Below are 24,868 nucleotides of genomic sequence, written 5' to 3'. Positions count from 1 at the left end.
GGGGGGGGGGGGGCGCGGGGGGGCGGCCCCGCGCGGGGGCGCCCCCCCCCCCCCCCCCCCCCCCCCCCCCCCCCCCCCCCCCCCCCCCCCGCCAGCGGCGGATCAGTCGGTCGTCCCGGCCCCGGGCCGGTCGTCGTGGTCCAGTTGCCGGGCGAGCCGGCGCAGGACCGGCCCGTACTCCGGGTGGGCCAGCGCGGAGGCCATCTGCGCCACGAGGTAGTCGGCCGGGTTCCCGGTGTCGTACCAGCGTCCGGAGATCACCTGCCCGTACACCGCACGGCTGTTGGCGTACGCGTTGATGGCATCCGTCAGATAGACCTCGCCGGTCCGGTGCTCGTACCAGCGGCTGGTCTGCTCGCGCAGCTCGTCGATGATGGCGGGGGTGACGACATAGCCGCCGATGGCCGCGTACCTGGAGGGGGCGTCGTCCGGTTTGGGCTTCTCGACCAGGCCGGTGATCCGCAGCAGCCCGCCGTCGAGGTCCTCCTTGACCACGGGCACCCCGTACCGGCGGGAGTCCTCGGCCTCTATGGGCATCAGAGCCAGCACGGGGCAGTTCGTCGTCTCGTAGGCGCGGATCAGCTGCTGGGCGCGGGGCACCTCGGCCACGAACACGTCGTCGGGCCACAGCACCAGCATCGGCTCGTCGCCGACGTTGCGGGCCGCGTTGAGCACCGGGGTTCCATTGCCGTACGGGCCGTGCTGGTCGAGATACGTGATGTGCCCCTGGTGGGCCAGTTCGGCGACCTCCTCCACCGCGTCCGCGTACGCGGTCTTGCCGTCGGCGCGCAACTGCTCGACCAGGGCGGGGTTGGGGCGGAAGTGGTCCTGGATCAACGACTTCCCGCCGGAGACGACGATGGTGATGTCCGTGATGCCGGACGTCACCAGCTCGCGCACGGTGTGCTCGATCACCGGTTTGTCGCCGACCGGGAGCATTTCCTTGGGCGTGGCCTTGGTCAGGGGCAGGAGTCGGGAGCCGAGTCCGGCGGCGGGGATCACAGCCCTGCGGATCGTCGGGGGCATCAGGTCTCTCTCGGTCGCACGGCGCACCGTACCGGTCGGCCCGGTGCGCTCCGACGCTATCAACGCGCCGGGCCCCGCCGGGCCGGTATGGCCCGGTGTGCACCGGCACCGGGCGAACCGGTGTACTTCGTCACCGTGAGGCGTCCGCCGGTGCCGGTCGCCCGGGTGATACGGGTCACGGGAGGTGGCGGCTCACAGCGGGTTCCGGCTCACGGCGACGACGGTGCCGGAGCCGCCGCGGTGATGTGGCTCAGCACGCACAGCCACCCTCCGTCGCGCCGTACGAAGACATCGGTCGTCCACTCGTCGGCGTCGAAGCGCCGGCCCCCGAAGTGGGCCGTGTTGGTCGCACGCGCCGTGAACACGGCCGTGTTCCCGTGCACCTGGATCCTGGGCCGACTGACGAGATCCATGGCCGAGTGGGTCAGGTCCCCGGACTCGACGAACGCGAGGAACTGCTCCTTGGTGGTGATACCGGTCTCGGAGACGATGGCCCACTCGTCCGCCATGAAGCTCGCGATGCGCGCGGCGTCGTTGGAGACGATGGCGGCCGCCCAGTCGTTCACGACGGTGGTGAGCTGATGGTGAACCGCGTCGTCCTCCGGCCCCCGGGGGAATGGATCGGCACTGTCTCCCATGGCCCGAGCGTAGCCCGGATCCCGCGCCGCGACCCGCCGGGTGGCGCACCTCGTGCCCGGCAACCGCTACGGCGGAGCCCGTACGGAAGGGGGGCGGCCGGACGCCCGGAGCTCGGCGGTAAACGGCGGAAGGCGACACCGGGCGGGTACGGCAGGGGCGCCGCGTCAAGGGCGGGGGATCGTGGGAGCTGCCGGCCGCGAGGGAAGCCGGGGCGAGTGCCGGGGCGTCACTGTTCCGCTTGAACCCGACTGGGCCGACCTGGGTATTCGCTGACCTGACGTCACGCACGTCTCGTCCGACGTGACGAGCAACCGGACTCGGTGGGCAGAGGTGCCCGGCCGTCTCTCGGCGTGGCCCGCTTGACCTTGACACGTTGACAAGGTCTTCACTGTGGCCGAGGAGGTGGTCCCGATGGCCATGCCCAAACAGGACACGAACACCACGCGAGCTCTCCAGGGGCTGGAGAACAGCAGCTCGTCGGTGCGGCTGCAGGCGGCGCTGGCGGTCGGCACTACTCCGGACGCGGGGTTCATCGGCAAGCTCATCGAGCGATGCGCGATCGAACCTGAGTTCTACGTGCGTGAAATGCTGACGTGGGCACTCACCCGCCACGCGGCATCGATGACGGTCCCGGTGCTGCTCGACGAAGTCCGCTCGGAGCGTGCGCAGGCACGGAGCCAGGCGTTGCACACGCTGTCCAAGATCGGGGACCGGCAGGCGTGGCCGGCGATCACACCGGCGCTGCTGTCCGACGCCGACGACGAGGTGGCCCGGAGCGCCTGGCGGGCAGCGGTCGTGCTCGTGCCCGAAGGCGAGGAGCACGCGTTGGCCGTAGCGTTGGCGACACAGCTCGGGCGCGGCGAACGCGAGACGCAGCTGAGCCTCAGCCGGGCGCTGATCGCGCTCGGGGAGGTGATGCTGCCGACACTGGGCGCCGCGACGACAGCTCTCGACCCTCGCGTACGCGCGCACGCGATCGCCACGGAACGGCTGTGGCGCGACCCGGATGCCGGATTCGAGTCCGCGATCGAGGAGGCGAAGCGCGTCGTAGCCCTCGGAACGACCGGCCGGGAGGGGTGACAGTCGGTGCTGATCGGTGATGTGGCACGACTCTCCGGGGTCAGCGCCCGCATGCTCAGGCACTACGAATCGCTCGGCCTGGTGCGGCCAACGGGTCGTACCGACTCCGGCTACCGGGAGTACTCCAGCGAGGACATCCGGCGGATCTTCCATATCGAGAGCCTGCGGTCACTGGGGCTGTCGCTGCGCGATGTCGGGCGCGCGCTCGATGACCCCGGCTTCACGCCCTCCGACCTCGTCGACGACCTCATCCGCCAGACGCGCGAGCGCATCGCGGCGGAGACGGAGCTGCTCACGCGACTGCGTCGGATCGGCGCCGCCGAGCCCGCCGGCTGGGAGGACGTCCTCCGGATCGTCGCACTCCTCCAGGCGTTGGGGTCGAAGAGCGCCGGGACGCGCCAACGCGCGGCCCTGTCCTCGGGCGAAGAGGTTCCGGTGCCGGTGGAAGCACTGGTCGAGGCGGCGCTGAGCGAGTCGGACCCGAACGTCGCGGGAGCCCTCCGATGGGCTTTGGCGCGATCGGGCGATGGCGGATTGGCACTGCTGGCGGAGGGCCTCGGCTCACCGGAAGCCGAGGTGCGGAAACGTGCCGTCCAGTCCATCGCCGAGATTCCGAGTGGTGAGGCGACCGCACGGCTGCGGGACGCCCTCGCGAACCCCGACATCGTGGTCCGCGGGTATGCGGCGCTGGCGCTCGGGGCACGTGGAGTGGCCGACGCGGTCCCGACGCTCATCGACATGGTCGTCGAGGAGACGAACGACGTCGATGCGGCCGACGCACTGAGCGCGCTGGCGAGTCGTCCCGCGCTGGCGGATCAGATCGCCACCGGGCTCGTTGATCGCCTCGCCCACGGTACCGCTGAAGCGCCCGTACGCCGACGGCTGACACAGGCGCTCGCGGATATCCCGGGAATCACCACGTCACGTGCCCTCGCGGAGCTGTCACATGACGAAGACCGTGCCGTCGCGCTCACCGCCGCCTACCTTCTCGACATGCGCACCGCGCGATAGCGGACCCTTCCCGGGGTGCCGTGTGCGTGGGGACCCGTTGGTGCCGGTCACCGCCGGCAACCCGATGTCCACCCCGACGCCCCGGCAGACTCGCCCCGCCGCCCCGGCGCGGGCAAGGCGGCCATCCGGTGCCACACCGCCCGCTGCCGCCTCGCTCCCCGACTCGCCACGGCGCTCGACGCGCCGACCCCCTCCGTGCGCAAGCCCGGCTCGGTGTGGACCGAGCTGCCCCGGCCCGCGAGCGCCGCCACCGAACCCGTGCCGGCCTCGACGGCGGGACCGTTCGCCGCCACCTCGCCGTACCGTCCGGCGCCGCCCCCGAGGGCGGTTCCCGCGGAGAACGTCATGGTCCGTCCACGACTCCGCCGATCACCGTGGAGGAGTCCGTTAAGGTCGTGTCGGAGTGCTCGGGCACATCGGCGCGCGGCGGCGACGCCGAACGTCCACGGACACCTCGGTCCCGCGTCGGAAGGACGGACGGGGGCCACGGTGGAGCGGGCGATCGACGCGCCGGCGGCGGAGCGTCCCCCACATATGCCCTCCCGGTGTGAACACGGAGAGAACGCGCAGGTCGGATGAGACGTCATGGGGGCACAGTGCGATTGAGAGTGGAGTTCACCACCGAGCCCTTCGACCTGGAAGAGGCGCCCGTCCACGCGGTGGTCGCCCGCGAGGTGGTCCAGTCGGCCGGGCTGGAGGCCGTGGACGTCGGGCCGTTCGGCAATACGGCGGAGGGCGGTACCGATGCCGTGCTCACCACCGTGGACGCGCTTCTGCGCCGCACCCTGGAGGCCGGGGCCACCCGGATCTCCCTCCAGGTGAGTCTGATCGAGGAGACCGCCGCGGCCGACGGGACGGACCGGTGACCCGACCGGACGACACCCCGCCCCCCGCGACGGAACACCCGCTGACGCGCGCCGTCACACCGCTGGTCGACGCCATGGGCGGCGAGATCGTGGGCCTCGCGCAGGCGGGCGCCGACGATGTGGTCCTGGCCTGGGAGGGCGAGGAAGTGCTCGCCGTACGCCTTCCGCTGCTCTCCGAGTCGCTGGACCGCATTCTCGCCTCCCTGGAACGCACACACGGCAAGCCCCTGTCGGAGCTGGACCGCAAAACGAAGCAACAGGTCGTACGGAACCTGGAGGCGCGCGGAGCGTTCTCCGTGCGGCACGGGGTGGAGACCGTCGCGGGGGCGCTGGGCGTCAGCCGCTTCACCGTCTACAACTACATCAACTACGCCAACGAGCGGCGGGCTCGGGCCCGTGGCGGCGACGAGCGGTCGCCGGGGGACGACTGATGTGACGGCGCTGTCCGGCACCCGGTCGTCCACAGCAGCAGTGCCCCTCCGCGGTCTGTCCGAACCGGAGAGGCGGCCGTGGGCGAGGCCGCCCGGACGGAGGGCAGGGACCCCTGGGAGGCATTTTTCAACAAAGTGTTGACGTGATGTTGTCGAGCGCGTTAGCTATGCGCAGCCCGTTCGACGCACAGCAGAAGCAGCCACGGAGGTTCCCGTGCCGTCGAGACCACAGCGCGTTACGGGGAAGGCGCACGAGCCCTCCGCGGGCCTCACCCGGTTCAACACCGCACCCGAGGGGGACGCGATCGCCGCGCTCCACGAGGTGTGCGCCAGTTCGGCGTGGGGGAGCGCACTGCTCGCCGGCCGCCCCTACGCCACCACCGAAGCCCTCCTCACCGCCGCGGACGCCGCCGTGGCCGGGCTGACGGACGCGCATCTGGCCGAGGCGATGGCGGGGCACCCGCCGATCGGCCGCCCCAGACCCGGAGATCCGACGTCGTCCCGGGAGCAGAGCGGGATGGCGGGGGCCTCCGACACCCTGAGGGCGGAGATGCTGGAACTGAACCTGGCGTACCAGGAGAAGTTCGGCCATGTCTTTCTGATCTGCGCCACCGGGCTGACCGGGGAGCGGATGCGTGACGCCGTCCGGAGCCGGATCGGCAACACGCCGGAGCGGGAGCGCGAGATCGTCCGCACCGAACTGGGCAGGATCAACCGCATCCGGCTGGCCCGTCTCGTCGAGGTCACCGAGGCAGCCGACGACAACGGGGCCATCGAGGTCACCAAGGCCACAGGAGAGACGGCAGAGAAGACAGGGAACACGGGGATCTCAGGGACGGCGGACAGTCGGGGCGACTAGGAGCCCTGGTGCCGGACAGCCCCTGCGCCCGCCGACGTGCCGGGGACGAGGCCGGACAGACACCGGGACCGACCGACGAAGCCCGTGGAGGAGAACAGCGCATGAGCACGGAAGCCACCGCGTCGGTGTCCACCCACATCCTGGACACCAGCATCGGACGCCCCGCCGCCGGCGTCGCCGTCACCCTGTCGGCCCGCACCGGGCCCGGCGCCGAGTGGGTGCCTCTCGGCGACTCCTCGACCGACGCGGACGGGCGCTGCAAGGACCTGCCGGCCCTGCCGCGGGGCACCACCGGGGTGCGCCTCGTCTTCGGGACCGAGGCGTACTTCCTGACGCAGCAAGCCGAGGCGCAGCAGGACGCCCCCGCGAACCGGGACAGCGGTGCCGGCCCCGTGTTCTTCCCCGAGGTGGCGATCGCCTTCGCCGTCGTACCGGGCGAGCACTACCACGTACCGCTGCTGCTCAACCCGTTCGGCTACTCCGTTTACCGAGGGAGCTAGCAGATCTCATGACAGCCGATTCCCGCCCCGACCGCCCCCGGAACCCGGGCCACGGCCCGGCCCGCGCGGACCGACCGGCCCACCCGGTGGTTCTCGGTCAGAACCAGTACGGCAAGGCCGAGAACCGTGTCGTGCGCATCACCCGTGACGGTCACACCCACCACATCAAGGATCTGAGCGTCTCCGTCGCCCTCTCCGGGGACATGGAAGAGGTCCACTACTCCGGCTCCAACGCCAACGTCCTGCCCACCGACACCACGAAGAACACGGTGTTCGCGTTCGCCAAGGAGCACGGGATCGCGTCCGCCGAGGAGTTCGGGATCCATCTGGCGCGTCACTTCGTGTCGTCGCAGGAGCCGATCCACCGGGCCCGTATCCGTATCGAGGAGTACGCGTGGGAGCGCATCGTGACCTCCGGCGGCAGCCGGGGGGCCGGAGGCGACGGCGGACCCGGCCACTCCTTCGTCCGCAAGGGCCAGGAGACCCGTGTCAGCCAGATCACCTACGACGGTGAGAGGTGGCAGGTCGTCTCCGGGCTCAAGGACCTCACTGTGCTGAACTCCACGGACTCCGAGTTCTGGGGTTACGTCAAGGACGGGTACACGACGCTCAAGGAAGCCTACGACCGCATACTCGCCACCGATGTGTCCGCGCGGTGGCGCTACGGCTGGACCTCGGACGAGGACCCCGTGCCCGACTGGAACACCTCGTACGAACAGGCGCGGACACACATCCTCCAGGCGTTCGCCGAGACGTACTCGCTCTCCCTGCAGCAGACCCTCTGCCACATGGGGTCACGGGTGATCGGACACCGGGACGAGATCGACGAGATCCGCTTCTCACTGCCGAACAACCACCACTTCCTGGTGGATCTCGAACCGTTCGGGCTCAAGAACGACAACGAGGTCTACTTCGCGGCCGACCGGCCCTACGGACTGATCGAGGCCACCGTTCTGCGGGAAGGCGCCGAGCCGGAGATCCCGGTCGATCTGACCAACCTGTGACCATCCTCTGACCGGCCCTGTGAACCCGACCCTGTGAACCCGACCGTGCGAACCGGTCGGAACGACCCGGACGCCCGACCCCGGACGCGGACGCCCGAGCCAAGGAAACGAGGACCCCCCGTATGGCGGCTTCGCGCATCGTCATCGAGAACTGTGCCATCGCGACCGTGGACGCACAGGACACCGAGTACGCCTCCGGCCATCTCGTCGTCGCGGACAACCGGATCGAGTCGGTGGGCCCGGGCCCGGCGCCCGGAGGGCTGGAGAACGTGGTCCGCCGTGTCGACGGCACCGGCCATCTCGCCACCCCCGGCCTGGTCAACACCCACCACCACTTCTACCAGTGGATCACCAGGGGAGTCGCCACCGACCACAACCTCTTCGACTGGCTGGTCGCGCTCTACCCGATCTGGGCCCGGATCGACGAGCCGATGGTCCGCGCGGCGGCCCAGGGTTCCCTGGCCATGATGGCCCGCGGCGGAGTCACCACGGCGATGGACCACCACTACGTCCACCCGAGAGGCGCCGGGGATCTCTCCGGCGCGATCATCGGCGCGGCGAGCGAGACGGGCGTCCGGCTCACCCTCGCCCGGGGCTCCATGGACAGGGGGGAGTCGGACGGGGGACTGCCGCCGGACTTCGCGGTCGAGTCCCTGGACGGCGCGCTGGCCGCCACCGAGGAGACCGTCGACAAGTACCACGACACGTCGTTCGACGCGATGACCCAGATCGCGGTCGCGCCCTGCTCGCCCTTCTCCGTATCCACCGAACTGCTCCGGCAGGGAGCCGAACTGGCGCGTCGCAAAGGCGTGCGGCTGCACACGCACGGCTCGGAGACCATGGAGGAGGAACAGTTCTGCAAGGAGCTGTTCGGCCTCGGCCCCACCGACTACTTCGCGTCGACGGGCTGGCTCGGCGACGATGTCTGGATGGCGCACTGCGTCCATATGAACGACGCGGACATCGCCGCCTTCGCCCGTACGGGAACGGGAGTCGCGCACTGTCCGTCGTCTAACGCACGGCTCGCGGCGGGCATCGCCCGGGTGCCCGACATGCTGAAGGCGGGTGTCCCCGTCGGCCTCGGTGTCGACGGAACCGCCTCCAACGAGTCGGGGGAACTCCACACCGAACTGCGCAACGCGCTCCTCATCAACCGCCTCGGCGCCCACCGCGAGCACGCCCTGACCGCCCGTCAGGCACTGCGCCTGGGGACGTACGGGGGAGCGCGGGTGCTCGGCCGGGCCGAACAGCTCGGCTCCCTGGAGGCGGGCAAGCTCGCCGACCTGGTGCTCTGGAGGATGGACACCCTGGCCCACGCCTCCATCGCCGACCCGGTGGCGGCTCTCGTCCTCGGCGCGGCGGCTCCCGTGACGCTCTCCCTCGTGGGCGGCAGAACCGTCGTCGAGGACAACCGCCTGACCACGGTGGACGAGGACGCCATCGCGCGCGCCACCCGGGCGGAAGCCCGGCGGCTCGCGCGGATCGCGGCGGGGGACTGAGCCGGCCATCGCGAACGGGGCGGATCGGATCGGCGCGGGTGCGGCCACCGGCGAGGACGGCTCCCGTCCGGCCCGGTCTCACCGCCGTGGGGGGGGGGGGGGGGGGGGCGGGGGGGGGGGGGGGGGGCGGGGGGGGGGCGGCGGCGCGCCCCGCGCGCCGCCCGGCGCGCCGCCCCCGCCCCCCCCCCCCCCCGGCCCCCGCGCCCCCCCGCCCCCCCCCCCCCCCCCCCCCCCCCCCCCCCCCCCCGCCCCGGAGAACCACCAGGGCTCGGAGAACCACCAGGACTCCGGCCGAGGGGGACGGCCCCCAGCCGGTGCCGTGGACTCGGAGGGGTCCACGGAAGCCGTGCCGGAGGAGGGGCCACCGCGTGTGGCGCGTCCACCGGGCACGGTGAGCGCGTGACGTCCCAGCGGGACGCCGTACGGCCCGGCGATCCGCCACCGTGCGGAGGTACGGCCGCCCCGCCCGGTGCTGTCCGCCCGCCGCACCACCCCGCGTGACCCGCACAACCCGTCCGACCCGCACCATCCGCGCGGCCGGAACGACCCGTACGACCTGGGAACCCGTACCGCCCGAACACCCCGTACCGCCTGAACAACTTGTACGACCTGGAACGCCCGCACCACGCGTACCACCCCCAGCGTCTCCCGCCCGACGCGCCCCCGCCCATGTGAGACACCCGTACGACCTGAACCGACTGCACCACTACGCACCACCTCCCTGACACCCGCGCCGTCGCCGACGGCGTGTAACCGACCGGAGGAACTGCCCGTGGCCGCGAAGCCCAGGTATCCCAGCGATGACAACGCAGGACCGGACGCCGACGACGGAGGCGGGGACCGCAAACACCCGGTCGACCAGTCGCTTCCGCCCGTCAAGCTCTTCACCAGCGGCCTGCAGCATGTGGCCGCGATGTACGCGGGTGTGGTGGCCCCTCCGATGATCGTGGGGCCCGCGGTGGGGCTCAGTGCGAAGGACACCGCGTTCCTGATGGGGGCGAGCCTGTTCACCGCGGGCATCGCCACGCTGCTCCAGACCCTCGGCTTCTGGAAGATCGGTGCCCGGCTGCCGTTCGTCAACGGGGTCTCGTTCGCCGGAGTGACCCCGATGGTCGCCATCGGGAAGGACCGCGGCGCGGACGGAATCGCCGTGATCTTCGGCGCGATCATCGTCGCCGGGATCCTGGGCTTTCTGCTCACTCCGTACTTCTGCAAGCTCGTCCGCTTCTTCCCGCCCGTCGTCACCGGCACCGTGATCACCCTGATCGGACTGTCCCTGCTGCCGGTGGCCTATCGGTGGGCGCAGGGCGGCAACTCGGCCGCCGACGACTACGGTTCGATGAAAAACGTCGGTATGGCGGCCCTCACCCTGGCCATCGTGCTCGCCCTGCGCAAGCTCCTGCGCGGCTTCCTCCGGCAGATCGCCATTCTGCTCGGGCTGGTCGTCGGCACGGTCGTCGCGATACCGCTGGGCATGACCGGCTTCGACGCCATCAAGAACGCCGATGTGATCGGCTTTCCGACGCCGTTCCACTTCGGAGCACCCCAGTTCGAGATCGCCGCGATCATCTCGATGTGTGTGGTGATGCTGGTCTGTATGACCGAGTCCACGGCGGACATGCTCGCCCTCGGCAGGATCGTCGAACGGCCCGCGGACGAGCGGACGATCGAGGGCGGGCTGCGCGCCGACACCCTCGGCAGCGCCCTGAGCCCGCTCTTCAACGGTTTCATGTGCAGCGCCTTCGCCCAGAACGTCGGCCTGGTCGCGATGACGAAGGTGCGCAGCCGCTTCGTCGTCGCCGCGGCCGGCGGAATCCTGGTTCTGCTGGGGCTCTTCCCGGTGGCCGCGTCCGTCATCGCCCTCGTACCGCTGCCGGTCCTCGGCGGTGCGGGGATCGCCCTGTTCGGCACGGTCGCGGCCAGCGGCATCCAGACACTGGCCGCGGCGGCACTGGAGAAGGGCGAGAACTCCCTGATCGTCGCGGCCTCGGTCGGTATCGGGCTGATCCCGATCGCGGCACCGGAGTTCTACCACGCCTTTCCGAAGGACATGCTGGTCGTTCTCGACTCGGGTATCTCGACGGGCTGCATCGTGGCGATCGCCCTGAATCTGGCCTTCTACCATATGGGGCGCAAGGGCGGTTCACCGACGGTCCCCTCCGAGGACGACACCACCGGAACCGCCGCCGAGACCGGGAGCGGGACCGGAACCGTGTCCGCACCGACCCCTGCGACGCACTGAGGACACCCGCGGAAGCACATACACGGGAGGGCGCGTACAGCGGAGGGCGTGTACGGCAGCGGGGCGCGTGCACTCGCGGGCGTACGGACCGGTCCGACCGCCGGCACGAAGGCGGGGCGCGTACCCATGGTGACGGGTACGCGCCCTGCCCCTTCCCCCTCGGTGGTGGACCTCAGTCGATATGGAAGCGGTCGCCGTAGACCTTCCAGTCGAGTGGTGTGGTGAGCGCGAAGTTGCCGTTCCGGACGAAGACCCGCTGGGCCGTGTCCACCCGACTGGTGTCCTTATGCGCCGTCTCCTGCTTCATCGCCCAGACCCGGGCGTCGAGGAAGGCGTTGAGATACGTCTTCTCGTTGCCGCCCTGGGCCGGTGACTTCGCCTTGGCGAGGGCCCTCATACGGATGCTGCCGAAGCTCGTGGGGTCCGTGCCGCCGCCGTGCATCACGATGGCGTCGTAGTAGATGAACTGGCCGAGCACACCGACGCCGTCACTCTTGCCACGGCTGACGGCCGGGTTGAAGTACACCCGGTCGCGCTCGCGGTCCTGCGCCCTCCTGAACTCCGGATCCTGGGCCGCCTTCACCCAGTCTGCGGGAAAGCGGGGATCGAGCCCGGCGTGTGATTCCGTGCCGTTCACCTGCCGGAGCGCGGGCAGATAGGTCGCCAGTACGTTGCCGGGCTTGCGCCGGGTGTACAGCTCGACCAGCTCCAGCATGTCGCCCGTACCGGAACAGAACCCGATGATCCCGGCGGTGTAGCCGCGCTTGTCGCGTATGTCCTCGATATAGGTGTACTGCGCTTTCCAGTCCAGCGACGAGTTCTCCGCGCTGGAGGCCAGCTGCATCGCGATCTCCTTCTTCGCCGGGTCGTCGAGCCCGACGGCGGCGCGCGCCCGGGTGGCGGGCCGCTGACCGGCGGCCTGCTGCCCGCCGCCGGAGGAGGAGCCCGCGTACGCCGTGGCGGACACGGTGATCAGCGTCACGCCGAGCAGCAGGACATGAGGGATGAATCCGGCGGCCGGACGTCGAGTGCGCCTGTGGGGGGCGGGCACCTTGCCTCCAGAGTGTGGGGTGTGGAGGTGCGCTGTTAGGAAGCTTTCCTATCAGAGGGGGGATCTGTCGAACACCCATGTATACGCAAAGAAGTTGAAGGGAGATCGTATGGTCACGGCCTTGTGCGTGAAGACGTGCGTCAAGTGTCCGGTGAATTCCGCTTCAGCCCTTCGTAGGGGGCGAACTACCCTCGGTTAAAGCGCAGGCGGTATCCGATCGGGCGGGTGTCGAGATTCCGCTTCTGGGTCGGTGGAGGGAAATCGGCCAACCTTTGTCCTGCTCCTGACACGCCGGGCAGCGCGGTGGCACGCTGACTCCCGGTCGGCGCCCTACACCCCCACAGGCTCTCCCGTGACCGCCGTCCGGCACTCCGGTCCCTCCGGAATCGCTCACCTTGAACCACCGTCACCGGGGCTGAACCACCGTCACAGGGCCGCCGGCGAGCGACCGTCCGCTGTCCGGCCCTCAGTCGGCATGCCCTCGGCAGGCCGGCCAGCGAAGGAGTCACACGTTGAGTCCCACCTCTCCCGGACCGGTCGGCAGGCGCGGCCGAACAGCGACGGCCCTGGTGGCCGTCGCCGTCGTCGTCACCATCGGTGTGCAGGTCACGGCCGATGCGACGACCCCCGCGACCTCCGGCGTGCCCGCCACCTCCCGGGCCATTCTCGGCGTCGTTCCGCCCGGCTCGGGCGGCACCCCGGTCGACCCGGGCGCGCTGCCCGCCGCGACCACCCCGCAGGAGAGGGCCGCGCTGATCCGGAAGGCGGAGGGGCAGCGCACCGGAACCGCCCGGGAGATCGGGCTCGGCCCCGGAACCGAGCTGAGGGTCAAGGACGTCGTCGAGAACCGGGACGGCACCACCCACACCCGGTACGAACAGGTCTACAAGGGCCTCCCCGTGCTCGGCGGGCAGCTCATCGTCCACCGCGGCCCGGACGGTGCCGTCGACGACGTCGACAGGGCGACCCGGGCCGAGATCGCCGTTCCGGCCACCACCGCGCCCGCCGCGAGGAAGCCGAAGGCCGCCACGGCGAAGGGCTCCAGGGCGCCGCGCAAAGTGATCTGGGCCGGGGGCGACAAGCCCGTGCTCGCCTGGGAGCGGGTCGTCGGCGGTACCCAGAAGGACGGCACGCCGAACGAACTGCACATCATCACCGACGCGCTGACCGGCAGGAAGCTGTCCGAGTTCCAGGCCGTGCACACCGGCAGCGGCAACAGCCAGTACAGCGGCACGGTCCGGATCGGCACCGCCGGCTCGCCCGGCGCGTACACCCTGACCGACACCGCGCGCGGCGGACACACCACGGTCGACGCCCACACCGGGGCCCTGTTCCAGGACACCGACGACACCTGGGGCGACGGCACGCCCGCGAACCCGCAGACCGCGGCCGTGGACGCCCACTACGGTGCGGCGCTCACCTGGGACTACTTCAAGACCGTCCACGGGCGCAACGGCATCAGGGGCGACGGGGCCGCCGCTTCCAGCAGGGTCCACTACGGCAACGCCTACGTGAACGCGTTCTGGAGCGACTCCTGCTTCTGCATGACCTACGGGGACGGCGAGAACAACCGGAAGCCGCTGACCGCCATCGACGTCGCCGCCCACGAGATGACCCACGGCGTCACCTCCCACACCGCCGGACTCGCCTACGACGCCTATGACGCCGGGGGTCTCAACGAGTCGACCTCCGACATCTTCGCCGCCGCCGTCGAGTTCCACGCGGGCAACGCGGCCGACACCGGTGACTACCTGGTCGGCGAGAAGCTCGACATCAACGGCAACGGCACACCTACCCGTTACATGGACGAGCCCAGCAAGGACGGGAAGTCCGTCGACCACTGGCGGTCGAGTCTCGGCGTCCTCAATCCCCACTACTCCTCGGGCATAGCCAACCACTTCTTCTATCTGCTGTCCGAGGGCGGCGGCCCGAAGACGGTCAACAGCGTCCGCTATGACAGCCCGACCTTCGACAACCTGCCGGTGCCCGCGATAGGCATCGGGAAGGCCGAGAAGATCTGGTTCAAGGCGCTCACCGAGAAGATGCTCCCCAACGAGACCTTCGCCGCCGCCCGTCAGCACACCCTGGAGGCGGCCGGCGAGCTGTACGGCGTGGACAGCCCCGAGCACAAGGCCGTGGGCCACGCCTGGGCCGCCGTCAACGTCGGCACCCGCCCGGACGGTCCCTGGCCGAGCGGACCCTCGTTCGAGAACCAGACCAACCTCCCGGTCGTGTCCCGCGGCCCGGCGGCTGTCTCCCCCGTCACGGTCACCGGCGTCAGCGGCAACGCGCCCACGTCGGTCAGGGTCACCGTCGACATCAAGCACGCGTTCCGCGGCGAACTGTGGATCGACCTCCTCGCCCCCGACGGGACCGTCTACCCGATCAAGAACTACACCGTGGACGGCACGGTCGATCTGAAGGACACCTTCGCCGTCAACGCCTCGGCCGAAGTCGCCAACGGCGTCTGGAAGCTCAAGGTCTGGGACACCTACCCGGGCAACGACGGGCTGCTCGACAGCTGGAAGATCACGTTCTGACGGTACGGGTACGCCGGGGCGACCGACCGGCGGCCGGTCACCTGATTGCCGGTCACCGGCCCCGGCGGCGTCCGGCCCCCGGCCGCCCGACGACCGGACACGTGCCCGCTGGTCACCTGCCGGCCGGTCGCCCGACTGCCCGGACGCCCGGGGAACGGATTCCCGACTGCTCCGGTCACCCGATGGACCGGGCACCTGTTCATCAGGGTCGCCGGCCCGGAGGACGGTTGCCCCGGCCCCTGGCGCCCCGGGGCCCGCGCCCATCCCCGGCCGCTGACCGGCGGCGGGCGCGGGCTGCCGGGCGCGGCCCCGGCGGCGCGCGTCCTGGCCGCCAGGCCCTCCCGGCCGGTCGCCCGACCGGCCAACCACCCGTGGTCCGGGCCCTGTCCGGGGTCCGGGGCGCGTCGGTCCCGGACCATCCGGTGCCGGCGGGCGTCCCGGCCGCGTTGTCAGACCCTCGTGCCATGCTCTGAGGCATGGATCTTGAACGGATTTTCGCGGATCTGGACGGCGTGCGCTGGGCCGAGCTGGAGCATGCCTACGGTGACGCGGAGGACGTGCCCGACATGCTGCGGGGACTCGTGGGCGACGAGGAGCAGGCGTCCGAGGCCCTCGACGAGCTGTGGGGCAGTGTCATCCACCAGGGCACGGTGTACGGGGCGACCGCGGAGACCGTGCCCTTCCTCGCGCGGCTGGCCGCCGCCGGGGTCCGTTCCGGCGATCTGCTGCTCCTCCTCGGCGCCATGGCCGAGAGCACCGACGAGTACGGCCTGCCGCGCCCGGGGCTCTGCCGGGCCGCCGTGGTGGCCGGGCTCCCGCTGATCCTTCCGCTGTGCGGGTCCGGCGACCCGGAGGTGCGCCGGGCCGCCGTCTGGACCGCGGGGCGCACGAAGGACGCCTCGGTCCTGCCCGTACTGCACGTGCGCCGGTCCGAGGAGCGGGACCCGGGTGTACGGGCCGAACTGCTCGCCGCCCTCGCGCATGTCGACCCCCTGGGCACGGCGGACGCCGCGGCGGAGGCGCTGACCGCCGACGCCCCCGCCGAGCTGCGCGTCGTCGCCGTGATGGCCTGCCTGGACGCGGGGCTGCCGTGGTCGCCCGTCCACCGGGACACCATGCTCGCGCTGCTCCCGGCCGACCCGGTCGTCTCCGGCCGCTTCGACCAGTTCCGGAGCGAGCCCCTGCGCCACGTGGTGAACGAGCTGCTGCTCCGCGACACCCCGGCCGACCGCGCGTCCGCGTACGAGCTGATCGAGGCCGCGCTCCGGCTCACCGAACCCGGTGCGCGGGGCGAGGCGCTCGGAGCGGCCGAGCACGCCTGCCTGGTCTCCCGCGGCGCGCCCGCACGGCTGGCCCCGGTGCTGCTCTCCCTGCTGTCCGACCCGTCGTTCACCCACACCGCGTCCCTGCTGCCGATCCTCGACAAGCTCGGTGGCCACGCGACCCCGGCGGCGCCCGCCCTGGCGGCGCTCGCGGCAGCCGGGGGAGACCTCGCGGACCGCGCCCTCGAAATCCTCACCCGCCTCGCCCCGGAACAGGCGGCGCCGCTGCTGGCCCGCGACCTCGGCGACCGGTCCCGTACGCTCGCCGCCGTCGTCGGCTTCCCCGGCGCCCGCCCCGCGGCCCCGATCCCGTACGCGCCGGAGCTGCTGAACGCGATTCGTATCCAGCTGACCGCCGTCGCCGCGGCGGACGACCTCAAGACCACCGAGCCGGGCCGGCTGACCGCGCTGCTGGCGAGCTGGGGACCCCGGGCGTCGGCGGCGCTGCCCGAGCTGACCGCCCTGTTCCACCGTTCACCGTCCCGCTTCGCGCGGGCGCTGGCGGCGGTCTGCCCGCCGGAGAGCCGCGACGGGACGGCCGAGCTGCTGCGCAAGGCCGCCGACCGCGGTCCCGTCGCGGACCGTTACGCCGCGGCCGAGGCCCTGCGCGGCCTCACCGGCGAGACCGGACCGCTGCTGAGCGCGCTCCAGGACACCCTGGGCGGTGAGCTGCGCGCGGAGATCCCCGAGACGGCGGGCACCCTCGGCGCGGACGGTAGCGTCCTCGTCCCGCAGCTGCGGACGGCGCTCACCCCCGCGGGCAGCAGCCGGACGGTTCACGAGATGAACACCGACATCCGGATAGCCCTGGCCCTGTGGCGGCTGACGGGCGACGCGGCCGAGCCCCTGAGGATCCTGGGGGGCGTCCTCGCGGAGGCGGCGGACGGTATGTGGATGGGCGGACCGATCCACAACTCCTGCCGGGCGGCGGCCGAACTGGGCGTCTGCGCCCGCCCGTTGGCCCCCGTACTGGAATCCCTGCTCGCCGACCCCGAGCACGCGCCGACGGCCGTCCTGGCGCTCCACGCGGCCGACACCACCCCGGCGCACGCGGCCGACCTGCTCCTGACCTCGGCCGAGCTGCACGCCGACCCCGTCACCGCCCTGGAGGCCCTGCGGGCACTGGGCACCGACACCCTCACCGCCGAGGAGACGGCGCGCCTCACCGCCCTCGGGGAGCGGGACCTGCGGGTGGTGGCCTCGGGCCCGGAGCCCGAGATCATCCCCGGGGACGAGCGCTTCCAGGACGCGGTGCGGAAGCTGCTCACGGGCTGAGCGACGCGGCCCGGATACCCCCGGCAACGGCGTGCCGGTCAGGCTGAGTGCGCGGGGGAGCGGGCCCCCGCAGCCGTGGGGCGGCACGCGCCGGGTGCCGGTGAAGGTCACTGCAGTTGCTTTTGAGCTGCGGAGATCGTTGCCCCGCGTGTGACGGGGTGCGGCGCAGGCCAACGGGTGCGGATCGGTATCCTGACGAAGGTGTTCACCGCTGAGGTGGTCGACGCGGCGACAGCCGAGCATGACCGAGCCGAGCGGCGCTGCCGACTCCTCGCGTCGACCGACGCCAAGCTCACGCACTCGTTCGCCGAGGCGGGTCGGGAGGTGTGCAGCCGTCTGCTTCCGGTCCGGCGGCGCCGGGACTGTCCACGCGCGATCAAGAAGCCGAACCGATGGCCGGTGCTGAGGACTCGCGTCAGAGGCGACACCGTGCAGCACGGCCGTTGGGCCCACAACCCGACCGCGAAGCAGAAGAGCTCACGTCGGGCCGGACGACCCGCGCTGAAGGCAACGCAAGCTCTGCCACCGCACTGACAAGTAGCCTCCGCCTATGAGCTGGGCCGCTGCCTGCGGACCTGTCGTCGATCGACGACCTTCCCCCCAAACACGAGCCGCCTCCCATCGGAAGCCGGTCCGAGATCCACGAGGCACTCAGGTCAGCCCTGAGCGAGGTCGACCTCACCGATCCCGCCTGGGGAGAGGCATTCGGGCCGACCTGGGTAATCGAACTCGGCATAGGCGAGAACGACCCCGTCGGGTCGGTCATGCTCCATGTCCGGGGCGGGGAGGACGACATGCTTCCCGTAATCTTCCGCATCTCCCGAGCGCTCGGCTGCCGTCCTTTCGACTGCTCCACCGGTGACCTGCTCACGGAGGACGCCCCCGACAAGTTGGCCCGCCTTCCAAACTTTTCGAGACAGGGCGTTCGACTAGGCCATATGCCAGGGTGGCCGGCATGGATTGGCATTCTGAGAGCCCGGAACTTTGGGCGTTTCTGGAGTCACTGAACCGCGGCGAGATCCTGTCCGGTACCGTCGCGGCGATCGAACGGTTCGGCGTCTTTGCCGACCTTGGGGACGGAGTCGTCGGGCTGGTCCCCTTCCAAGAGATCCACGGCAGGCCTGCGGCCGGTCCGCCGGAGGCGTTCGAGGCCGGCGAGGAGATCTCCGTCGTCGTTACGGACATCGAGCGTGCCCATCGCGGCCCGTGGCCCTGGCCGCTCCGCGCAGGGTCTTGCCGTCGACCGCCACTGCGTGCAGCCGGCCGTCGGCCCCAGCGCGCCGGTCGGCCAGCCAGCGGCCCACCGCCCGGTCCAACGCGTCGCCGTCGATGCGGCCCAGCAGCCGACGCACCGTCGCCTCCGCCGGCAGGCACCGCTTCGGGGACAGCGGACCGGGCCGTACGCCGAGACGCTCCAGGACGGACGGCGGGGCGTCGGTGATCCACCCACCCACCGCCAGCAGGGAGGTCGCTCCGGCCAGAACCGCGCACGCGGTCAGCACAAGCATGACGACCAGAGCGTGCCGTACGCCGCGCGGATCGCGAGGGTCGGGCACCTCGGCCAGACGCTCCAGCAGGCCCGGGATCTCCCCGGGTACGGCCCCGGGATGCTCGCGGAGTTGGTCAAAGGCAAGAGGGATCGGCGATGACGCGTCGGCAGGCACGGTTCATTCGCCCGCGGTGTCCTCGGCCTCCCAGCGAAGCAGGTCGCCTGGCTGGCACTTGAGCACCTCGCAGAGCGCGGCGAGCGTCGCAAAGCGTACCGCCTTGGCGCGGCCGTTCTTGAGTACCGCCAGGTTGGCGGGCGTGATCCCTGCGCGGTCTGCGAGTTCGCCCACGGACATCTTCCGCCTGGCCAGCATCACGTCGATGTCGACGGCGATCGGCATCAGATCACCTCGTCCAACTCGGCCCGCATCTGCGCCGCTTCGACGTCGCGGGCGACGGCCTGGGCGAGCAGCATCCGCAGCACGAGCACGATGAGCGCGACTCCCAGGATGGCCACGCCAATCCCGCCCATAATGAGGGTGACGCCCGGGTCGTCCCGCTGGCCGGGCGCATTCAGGGCCGTGACCGCGAACCACACGAGAGCAGCCGCAACGATCGCGCCGATGATGACGTCCACGTACCGGAAGGCGGCGTGGGAGAACACGGTTCCGCGCCGCACCATCGTTACCAGTCGCCATACACAGACCAGGGCGACCTGGGCCGTCCCAATGCCCATGATCGTGATCACGCGCAGCGGGGTCAGCGGGAGCGACCCGTCCTCCGGGTCACTCCCGCTGACCAACGCCCACACCATCAATGCCTGTACGAACACGGTGCCGGTGAGCACCACCACGAGCACGGCGCGCAGCGCGCGCACCGTCAGCTTTCCCATGACCCATCCTTCCATCGAGTTACGATAGAAATCTATCGAATCTCGATAGATGAAGCAAAGGCTGAGCCGGAGGGCGGGCGGCGGTTTCGCGCCATCGCGGGATGCCGCCGCCTCCCGCGGCATGGCGCGATGCGAAGGTTTTCGATCGTGCCGAAGTCGACCTGGCTTAGCCACAAATCGGACACCATGCGACTACGCCGAAGCCTTGGCCGGTGAAGGGCCCCGGCCCGGGCGGGGTGAGGTTCGCCAGGGCCGGGACCGGTGTGGCCGGGCCCGCGTTGTCCGGGCCTGCGGGCTCCGCGCGGGTCGTCCGGGCGCGGTGGGGTCCGGTCGCGAGAGTCCGGGCGGCGGGCGATCAGGAGCCGATGGGAAGCCCGCAGGCGTGCGGGGCCGACCGGGCGGAACCGGGTTCACCAGGTGTCCGGCCGGTCATCCCGCCGCCGCCCGTTCGCCGGGTCGCCAGTCGGGCCGTCGTCCGCTGAGAGCGACGACCCGGTCGAGCAGGGGTGCTCCCTCCGGCACGTCGACGATCGGCCCGAAGATGGTCCCCCGCATCGGGTCGTCGTCCCCGGCCGCCTCCAGTGGCGCGTACGAGCCCCGGAGGCTCGCCTCGCCGGGTGCGTACCGCTGACGCGTGGCGCGGGCCAGATCCCACCCGTGGATCACCAGCTCGTTCAGCGCGACCCGCCCCGCGACCGCCGCGGGCAGGCCGACACTTCCGGCCTCGGTCTCGCCCTCCCACGCCGCGGGGTCGGCCCATGCCTGAGCCGTCTCGTCGAGTCGTCGCGGCAGGACGTCCCGCCAGCCGTCCTCCAGGACCGGCAGCGCGTCCCCGGGGTCGACACCGGTCGTCTCCCCGAGATCCTTCCGCCCGGCGTCGCGGAAGGCGGTGGTCAGCCCGACGGGATGCCCGAGCAGTTCCCGTACCGCGTAGTCGGGACAGGGGGTCGGATCGCCGAGCCGGTCGTCACGGACGCCGACGAGCAGCCGGGCCACGGCGTCGGCGGCGGGACGCAGGCCGGGAAAGGGGGTCGCTGTGGGTTCCGTACAGGGCAGACCCCCGGCGCGCCGGGAACTCATCGCCCGCCGATCACCGTGCGGCCGCGCCGCCCCGCCCGGAGCCGCGCGGGGCGGCGGCCCCGTCGCGAATCCGCGCGAGAGTCTTGCTGTCCGGGCCCCCTGCGGCCATATTGGTCTGGACCATTGCCCTCGCCCGCGGAGGCCCGATCGTGCAACGTCCCCCCACACCAGCCGCGTTGGTCTGCGTGGCCGCCCTGCTCGTCCTCACCGCGTGTGGCGGTGAGGACGAGGACACCGAGCCCCCCACCACACCGTCCGGCGTCACCGCCCAGGCGGGCAGCGCCACATCCGTCCACGTCATGTGGGAGCGGTCCACCGACGACAAGGCCGTCACCGGCTACGAGGTGTTCCAGAAGGGCACCAGGGTCAAGACCCTGCCCGCCACCAAGAACATGGTGGACATCGGCGGCCTCAGCCCGAAGACCGCGTACAGCTTCACCGTCCGCGCCCGTGACGCCGCCGGAAATCTCTCGCGGCCGAGCCCGGCCACCGCCGTCACCACCCCGGCCCCCACGCCGGAGGACAAGAAGGCGCCCACGAAGCCGGTACGGCTCCGCGGGAAACTCGACGGCGGTCGCGCGGTCACCCTCACCTGGGAGAAGTCCACCGACAACACCTCGGTGACCTCGTACGACGTCTACCAGGAGGACTCCCGGGTCCACAGCGTCCCCGGCACCGGGACGACCGCGCGTGTGACCGGGCTGCGTCCCGGCACCGTCTACACCTTCACCGTCCGGGCTCGCGACGCCGCCGAGAACTCGTCCCCGGACAGCAACGCCGTCGATCTGACCACACCCGCCGCACCCGGCGAGGGGCCCAGCACGGCGCCCACGGAGGTGACCACCTCGGCGCGGAAGGGGTCCGTCGAGCTGACGTGGACACCGCCGAAGACCGACGGGCCGATCCATACCCATGAGCTGTACCTCAACGGGAAGTTCGCCACCACGATCGTGTGGGGCGCGACCCCGCCGGCCGGCCGGGCGACCTACACGATGACGGTCACCGACCCGCCCGGCACCCGCTACAGCGTGAAACTCCGGGCCAAGCTCCCGGACGGCAAGTGGGGCGACTTCTCCGCACAGCGCACGGTGGTGGTCCGCTGACGGCCCCAGCGCCGTGAGCGGACCGGCCCCGCTCACGGCGGGGTGGCTCACCACCGCGGCCACCACAGCCACCGGCCGGTTGAGTACCGGGCAGCCGAGGCGTCCGGCTTGGCCGAGTACCCGAGTACCCGAGTACCCGGGAGCCTCCAGGGCGTCCGGCCCGGTCCGGCGCCGACAGCCCACCGCGGCGTCCGGCCCTGTCTTGGCGCTCGGTTCGCCTCCGAGGCGCTCAAGCGGGTACCGACGGTCGATCCGATCGTGCTCGACCGCTCGTCCCTCGCGGCCTCCGCGCGTTCGCCCTTTCGGTACCCGCGCTCCTCTTCGGTCAGCGCCGGGGGGCCCGCCACCGGGAGCCGGCGAACACCAGCGCCGAGCCCGTGAGCACCGCCGCGCCCGCCAGTCCACCGGCACCCGCGAGCGCCAGCTTGCGGGCACCGGACTCGGACAGGGAGGTGGCCCGCGCCGCGCCGGACGCGGTGGCGTCGGCGGCCTGGCGGATCGTCCGGGTGACGACCTCCGGGTGGGACATCATCGCCGCGTGCGAGGAGTCGACCTCGACCGTGCGGGACCTGGCGCGCTTGGCCTCGAAGCGCTCCAGATCGGGGGCGATGGCCTTGTCGTTCTTGGCGACCACGAACCAGGAGGGAATGGTCTTCCAGGCGGCGGGGCCCGCCTTCTCCTCGAAGGTGGCGCCGGAGATGGGCCGTTGCCCCACAGCCATCAGCCGGGTCGTCGACACGGGCAGATCCGCGGCGAACACGCTGTGGAACCGGTCGGTCTTGATGTACAGATCGGTCCCCTCGGTCGTCCCGTCCGAGTACGGAACGGAGTTGAGCGCCGGCTGGAGTTCACTGCCCGGGAACGTCGCCGCCAGGGCGCCCAGCGTCTCACCCTTGTCGGGCATGAACGCGGAGACGAACACCAGCGCCTTGACGTTGGGGTTCCCGGCAGCCGCACCGCTGATCACCGCGCCGCCGTAGGAGTGGCCGACGAGCACGATCGGCCCGTCGATGCTCTTGAGCACGCTCGCGATGTACGCGGAGTCCCCGGTGAGACTCCGCAGCGGATTGGCCGGCGCGATGACGTCGTAGCCGTCCCTCATGAGCCGCTCGGCGACCCTGTTCCACCCCGACGCGTCCGCGAACGCGCCGTGCACCAGCACCACCGTCGGCTTGCCCGTCCCCCCGGCCCCCGCCGAACCCCCTCCCGCGACGTCCCGCTCCGCCGCCACCGCGGGCCCCGCGCCCAGCACCGCCGCGGTCACGCCCAGAGCGAGGGCGGATGTCCGGGATCCCCGGCACGCACGGGACGTACGGGATCCACGGGAATCACGGTGTGCCCGCGCTACGCAGGAGCCGTGGGACGCACGGGACGTACCGGACGCACGGGGGGTACGGGGTATTCGGCGCCGAAGCGGGTGGCGCACGGATGAGGACACGGACATGGGCGGTCTCGTTTCTCCGGGGGAAGGGCTTGTCGACCACCAGCGTTTTCGAGCCCGCCCGTCCCTGCACGCCTGGGAAAGCACGCGAGTGAACGGGAGGACCGTCCGGGTGACCCACCGGAGGCCGCCCCTCATCTCCTCGCCCGACCTCCTGGGCCGGCGTCCCCGAAGGGTTCGCCGCGACGGAGGTCCGTCCCGTCGGGCAAGCGGGATGCGGCCCGCGCGACCGTCCTCGCGGACGTCCTGCCCACCGAGCACGTGCCCTGCCTCGCGGCTCAGCGCTACCAACGGAGCAGGCCGACCGAGCCTCGCGTACAGGCGCGTACAAACGCCCGGCACCGGAACGTTTCCCGGTGCCGGGGCGCTGTCGTTTTCTTACGGTCAGCCTCGCGCGGCGAATTCCACGAAGGCCGCCCAGGGGGCCGGAGCCAGCGACAACATCGGCCCCGCTTTGTCCTTGGAGTCGCGGACGTGGACGGTGGTCGGGCATGTCGCGACCTCGATGCACTGGCCACCTTCGGCGCCGCTGTAGCTGCTCTTCTGCCAAGCAACTTCAACGCACTCGCCACCATCGCCAGCGCTATAGCTGCTCTTGAACCAGACCAAGTCTCGGGGGACTTGTTTGGTCGCTTCCCAGCTCATCTCTCTCCCAGCAGCTTCTCGATCAGGGCGAAGGTTTCCTCCGGAGTGAGCGCTTGAGCCCGAAGAATCCCGTACGCGGCTTCCAGCCCCCGGACCTTGCCGCGTTCAGTGTGGACGCGGCTGTCACCCTGAACTTCCGTGTAGGCGATCCTCCGCCCTTCCCGCTCCTCGATCAAGGTGAAGGGGCCGGCCAACCCGGCGTGATCCTCGCGGTGCAGCGGCATGACCTGCATTGTCACGCTGCGTTTCTGCCCCACCAGCAGGATCTGTTCCAATTGGCCGCGCCAAACATCCTCACCACCGAGCGGACGGTGGAGCACGGACTCCTCGATGACGAAGCTGAGGTGGGGTACAGGCCGTCGCGTGTAGACATCCTGCCGAGCCATTCGGGCCGCCACACGTTGCTCGACAATTTCTTCGTCCACCAGTGGCCGCCACATCTCGAACACCGCTCGTGCGTACTCCACCGTCTGCAACAACCCGGGCACCGCCTGCGTCGCATACACATGCAACTCAACAGCCTGCGCCTCCAACCTCGCCGCATCCCTGAAAAACGCCGGATACCTGGCCCGCGCCACCTCCTCCTTGCTCGCCCTCAGCACCCCGCCCGCGTCCAGCACGTCATCGGCCTTGTCGATAAAACGCTCCGGCGGAATCCGGCGCCCCTGCTCGAAGGAGGCGATCGTCGAGGCCGAGTACCCGGTCAACGACCCCAGCTCTGCCCGTTCCATGCCCTTTCGCACGCGGCAGAGCTTCAACTGCTGCCCGAAGACGTACAGGATCCCCGAGCCGGGCTCGTACTCCTCGCCACGTTCCGACAGTTCCTGCTGATCGTCCATGTCACGTACCTCCCGTACCGCCCGCCATCCGTGTG

Annotated in this window: 23 protein-coding genes and 1 pseudogene; 14 read left to right on the top strand and 10 right to left on the bottom strand. The window is 71.3% G+C overall.

Annotated elements, in window-relative coordinates; all coding sequences use genetic code 11:
• Positions 1-102: 102 nt before the first annotated feature.
• Together ACFYT4_RS26125 and ACFYT4_RS26120 are read right to left on the bottom strand one after the other, a co-directional pair.
• Positions 103-1,026, bottom strand: a complete 924-nt coding sequence (locus ACFYT4_RS26125) for a UTP--glucose-1-phosphate uridylyltransferase (protein ID WP_389273765.1) — start codon at positions 1,024-1,026, stop codon at positions 103-105.
• Positions 1,027-1,235: 209 nt separating this feature from the next.
• Positions 1,236-1,664, bottom strand: a complete 429-nt coding sequence (locus ACFYT4_RS26120) for a nuclear transport factor 2 family protein (RefSeq protein WP_389273762.1) — start codon at positions 1,662-1,664, stop codon at positions 1,236-1,238.
• Between the two features lie 412 nt (positions 1,665-2,076).
• Here ACFYT4_RS26120 and ACFYT4_RS26115 point away from each other — a divergent pair, with 412 nt between their 5' ends.
• The 9 genes from ACFYT4_RS26115 to ACFYT4_RS26075 all read left to right on the top strand — a co-directional run bounded on the left by ACFYT4_RS26115 (position 2,077) and on the right by ACFYT4_RS26075 (position 11,157).
• Entirely contained in the window at positions 2,077-2,745 is a 669-nt protein-coding gene (locus tag ACFYT4_RS26115) for a HEAT repeat domain-containing protein (protein WP_389273759.1), read from the top strand.
• Between the two features lie 6 nt (positions 2,746-2,751).
• Positions 2,752-3,756, top strand: a complete 1,005-nt coding sequence (locus ACFYT4_RS26110) for a HEAT repeat domain-containing protein (RefSeq protein WP_389273756.1) — start codon at positions 2,752-2,754, stop codon at positions 3,754-3,756.
• 596 nt (positions 3,757-4,352) lie between these two features.
• Positions 4,353-4,622, top strand: coding sequence for a hypothetical protein (locus ACFYT4_RS26105; RefSeq protein ID WP_389273753.1), 270 nt, complete (start codon positions 4,353-4,355; stop codon positions 4,620-4,622).
• Positions 4,619-5,053 carry a helix-turn-helix domain-containing protein gene (locus tag ACFYT4_RS26100; protein ID WP_389273750.1) on the top strand — a complete coding sequence of 145 codons (435 nt, stop codon included), beginning with the start codon at positions 4,619-4,621 and terminating at the stop codon, positions 5,051-5,053. The genes ACFYT4_RS26105 and ACFYT4_RS26100 overlap by 4 nt, the downstream gene beginning before the upstream one ends.
• A 214-nt stretch (positions 5,054-5,267) precedes the next feature.
• The gene (gene uraD / locus ACFYT4_RS26095; RefSeq protein WP_389273747.1) at positions 5,268-5,912 is read left to right on the top strand and encodes a 2-oxo-4-hydroxy-4-carboxy-5-ureidoimidazoline decarboxylase; all 645 of its coding nucleotides are present in this window, start codon (positions 5,268-5,270) and stop codon (positions 5,910-5,912) included.
• A 101-nt stretch (positions 5,913-6,013) separates the two neighbouring features.
• Positions 6,014-6,412, top strand: a complete 399-nt coding sequence (gene uraH, locus ACFYT4_RS26090) for a hydroxyisourate hydrolase (protein ID WP_389273744.1) — start codon at positions 6,014-6,016, stop codon at positions 6,410-6,412.
• Positions 6,413-6,420: 8 nt separating this feature from the next.
• Positions 6,421-7,416 carry a factor-independent urate hydroxylase gene (gene pucL / locus ACFYT4_RS26085; RefSeq protein WP_389273741.1) on the top strand — a complete coding sequence of 332 codons (996 nt, stop codon included), beginning with the start codon at positions 6,421-6,423 and terminating at the stop codon, positions 7,414-7,416.
• A gap of 122 nt (positions 7,417-7,538) precedes the next feature.
• Entirely contained in the window at positions 7,539-8,915 is a 1,377-nt protein-coding gene (locus ACFYT4_RS26080) for an 8-oxoguanine deaminase (protein ID WP_389273738.1), read from the top strand.
• A 772-nt stretch (positions 8,916-9,687) separates the two neighbouring features.
• Positions 9,688-11,157, top strand: coding sequence for a nucleobase:cation symporter-2 family protein (locus ACFYT4_RS26075; RefSeq protein WP_389273735.1), 1,470 nt, complete (start codon positions 9,688-9,690; stop codon positions 11,155-11,157).
• A 172-nt stretch (positions 11,158-11,329) separates the two neighbouring features.
• On the opposite strand, the gene ACFYT4_RS26070 is transcribed toward ACFYT4_RS26075, so the two are convergent.
• On the bottom strand, positions 11,330-12,208 hold the full coding sequence (locus ACFYT4_RS26070; protein WP_389273732.1) for a chitosanase: 879 nt from the start codon (positions 12,206-12,208) through the stop codon (positions 11,330-11,332).
• 512 nt (positions 12,209-12,720) lie between these two features.
• Between ACFYT4_RS26070 and ACFYT4_RS26065 the strand changes: the two genes are divergently transcribed.
• The 4 genes and pseudogenes from ACFYT4_RS26065 to ACFYT4_RS26050 all read left to right on the top strand — a co-directional run.
• On the top strand, positions 12,721-14,748 hold the full coding sequence (locus ACFYT4_RS26065; protein WP_389273729.1) for a M4 family metallopeptidase: 2,028 nt from the start codon (positions 12,721-12,723) through the stop codon (positions 14,746-14,748).
• Between the two features lie 476 nt (positions 14,749-15,224).
• Entirely contained in the window at positions 15,225-17,345 is a 2,121-nt protein-coding gene (locus tag ACFYT4_RS26060) for a HEAT repeat domain-containing protein (RefSeq protein ID WP_389273726.1), read from the top strand.
• Positions 17,346-17,546: 201 nt separating this feature from the next.
• Positions 17,547-17,879, top strand: a complete 333-nt coding sequence (locus ACFYT4_RS26055; RefSeq protein WP_389273723.1) for a hypothetical protein — start codon at positions 17,547-17,549, stop codon at positions 17,877-17,879.
• Between the two features lie 421 nt (positions 17,880-18,300).
• A pseudogene (locus ACFYT4_RS26050) lies at positions 18,301-18,486 on the top strand (S1 RNA-binding domain-containing protein); the annotation flags it as partial.
• Positions 18,487-18,520: 34 nt separating this feature from the next.
• Here ACFYT4_RS26050 and ACFYT4_RS26045 read toward each other — a convergent pair.
• The 4 genes from ACFYT4_RS26045 to ACFYT4_RS26030 all read right to left on the bottom strand — a co-directional run bounded on the left by ACFYT4_RS26045 (position 18,521) and on the right by ACFYT4_RS26030 (position 20,805).
• On the bottom strand, positions 18,521-19,009 hold the full coding sequence (locus ACFYT4_RS26045; protein ID WP_389273720.1) for a transposase family protein: 489 nt from the start codon (positions 19,007-19,009) through the stop codon (positions 18,521-18,523).
• A 3-nt stretch (positions 19,010-19,012) separates the two neighbouring features.
• Positions 19,013-19,234, bottom strand: coding sequence for a helix-turn-helix domain-containing protein (locus ACFYT4_RS26040; RefSeq protein ID WP_389273717.1), 222 nt, complete (start codon positions 19,232-19,234; stop codon positions 19,013-19,015).
• The gene (locus ACFYT4_RS26035; protein WP_389273714.1) at positions 19,234-19,725 is read right to left on the bottom strand and encodes a DUF2975 domain-containing protein; all 492 of its coding nucleotides are present in this window, start codon (positions 19,723-19,725) and stop codon (positions 19,234-19,236) included. Before ACFYT4_RS26035 ends, ACFYT4_RS26040 begins: the two co-directional genes overlap by 1 nt.
• A gap of 429 nt (positions 19,726-20,154) precedes the next feature.
• Entirely contained in the window at positions 20,155-20,805 is a 651-nt protein-coding gene (locus ACFYT4_RS26030) for a TIGR03086 family metal-binding protein (protein WP_389273711.1), read from the bottom strand.
• Between the two features lie 149 nt (positions 20,806-20,954).
• On the opposite strand from ACFYT4_RS26030, the gene ACFYT4_RS26025 reads away from it, so the two are divergent.
• Positions 20,955-21,908, top strand: coding sequence for a fibronectin type III domain-containing protein (locus tag ACFYT4_RS26025; protein ID WP_389273708.1), 954 nt, complete (start codon positions 20,955-20,957; stop codon positions 21,906-21,908).
• A 325-nt stretch (positions 21,909-22,233) separates the two neighbouring features.
• On the opposite strand, the gene ACFYT4_RS26020 is transcribed toward ACFYT4_RS26025, so the two are convergent.
• The 3 genes from ACFYT4_RS26020 to ACFYT4_RS26010 form a co-directional block, all read right to left on the bottom strand.
• Complete coding sequence (locus ACFYT4_RS26020; RefSeq protein ID WP_389273705.1) at positions 22,234-23,172, bottom strand: alpha/beta fold hydrolase; 939 nt, start codon at positions 23,170-23,172, stop codon at positions 22,234-22,236.
• Between the two features lie 561 nt (positions 23,173-23,733).
• Positions 23,734-23,994 carry a DUF397 domain-containing protein gene (locus tag ACFYT4_RS26015; RefSeq protein ID WP_389273702.1) on the bottom strand — a complete coding sequence of 87 codons (261 nt, stop codon included), beginning with the start codon at positions 23,992-23,994 and terminating at the stop codon, positions 23,734-23,736.
• A complete protein-coding gene (locus tag ACFYT4_RS26010) occupies positions 23,991-24,833 on the bottom strand; it encodes a helix-turn-helix domain-containing protein (RefSeq protein ID WP_389273699.1) in 843 nt (280 codons plus the stop codon). The genes ACFYT4_RS26015 and ACFYT4_RS26010 overlap by 4 nt, the downstream gene beginning before the upstream one ends.
• Positions 24,834-24,868: the final 35 nt, after the last annotated feature.

Source organism: Streptomyces sp. NPDC004609 (genome assembly GCF_042873655.1).
GTDB lineage: Bacteria > Actinomycetota > Actinomycetes > Streptomycetales > Streptomycetaceae > Streptomyces.
The sequence above is the reverse complement of the archived record's forward strand: the minus strand, read 5'-3'. Positions and strand labels throughout refer to the sequence as shown.

What these genes read in the sequence shown, in the direction of transcription:
- ACFYT4_RS26125 (WP_389273765.1), bottom strand. Translation starts at nt 1,026, where the DNA reads ATGCCCCCGACGATCCGCAGGGCTGTGATCCCCGCCGCCGGACTCGGC.
- ACFYT4_RS26120 (WP_389273762.1), bottom strand. Translation starts at nt 1,664, where the DNA reads ATGGGAGACAGTGCCGATCCATTCCCCCGGGGGCCGGAGGACGACGCG.
- ACFYT4_RS26115 (WP_389273759.1), top strand. Translation starts at nt 2,077, where the DNA reads ATGGCCATGCCCAAACAGGACACGAACACCACGCGAGCTCTCCAGGGG.
- uraH (WP_389273744.1), top strand. Translation starts at nt 6,014, where the DNA reads ATGAGCACGGAAGCCACCGCGTCGGTGTCCACCCACATCCTGGACACC.
- pucL (WP_389273741.1), top strand. Translation starts at nt 6,421, where the DNA reads ATGACAGCCGATTCCCGCCCCGACCGCCCCCGGAACCCGGGCCACGGC.
- ACFYT4_RS26080 (WP_389273738.1), top strand. Translation starts at nt 7,539, where the DNA reads ATGGCGGCTTCGCGCATCGTCATCGAGAACTGTGCCATCGCGACCGTG.
- ACFYT4_RS26060 (WP_389273726.1), top strand. Translation starts at nt 15,225, where the DNA reads ATGGATCTTGAACGGATTTTCGCGGATCTGGACGGCGTGCGCTGGGCC.
- ACFYT4_RS26040 (WP_389273717.1), bottom strand. Translation starts at nt 19,234, where the DNA reads ATGCCGATCGCCGTCGACATCGACGTGATGCTGGCCAGGCGGAAGATG.
- ACFYT4_RS26035 (WP_389273714.1), bottom strand. Translation starts at nt 19,725, where the DNA reads ATGGGAAAGCTGACGGTGCGCGCGCTGCGCGCCGTGCTCGTGGTGGTG.
- ACFYT4_RS26030 (WP_389273711.1), bottom strand. Translation starts at nt 20,805, where the DNA reads ATGAGTTCCCGGCGCGCCGGGGGTCTGCCCTGTACGGAACCCACAGCG.
- ACFYT4_RS26015 (WP_389273702.1), bottom strand. Translation starts at nt 23,994, where the DNA reads ATGAGCTGGGAAGCGACCAAACAAGTCCCCCGAGACTTGGTCTGGTTC.
- ACFYT4_RS26010 (WP_389273699.1), bottom strand. Translation starts at nt 24,833, where the DNA reads ATGGACGATCAGCAGGAACTGTCGGAACGTGGCGAGGAGTACGAGCCC.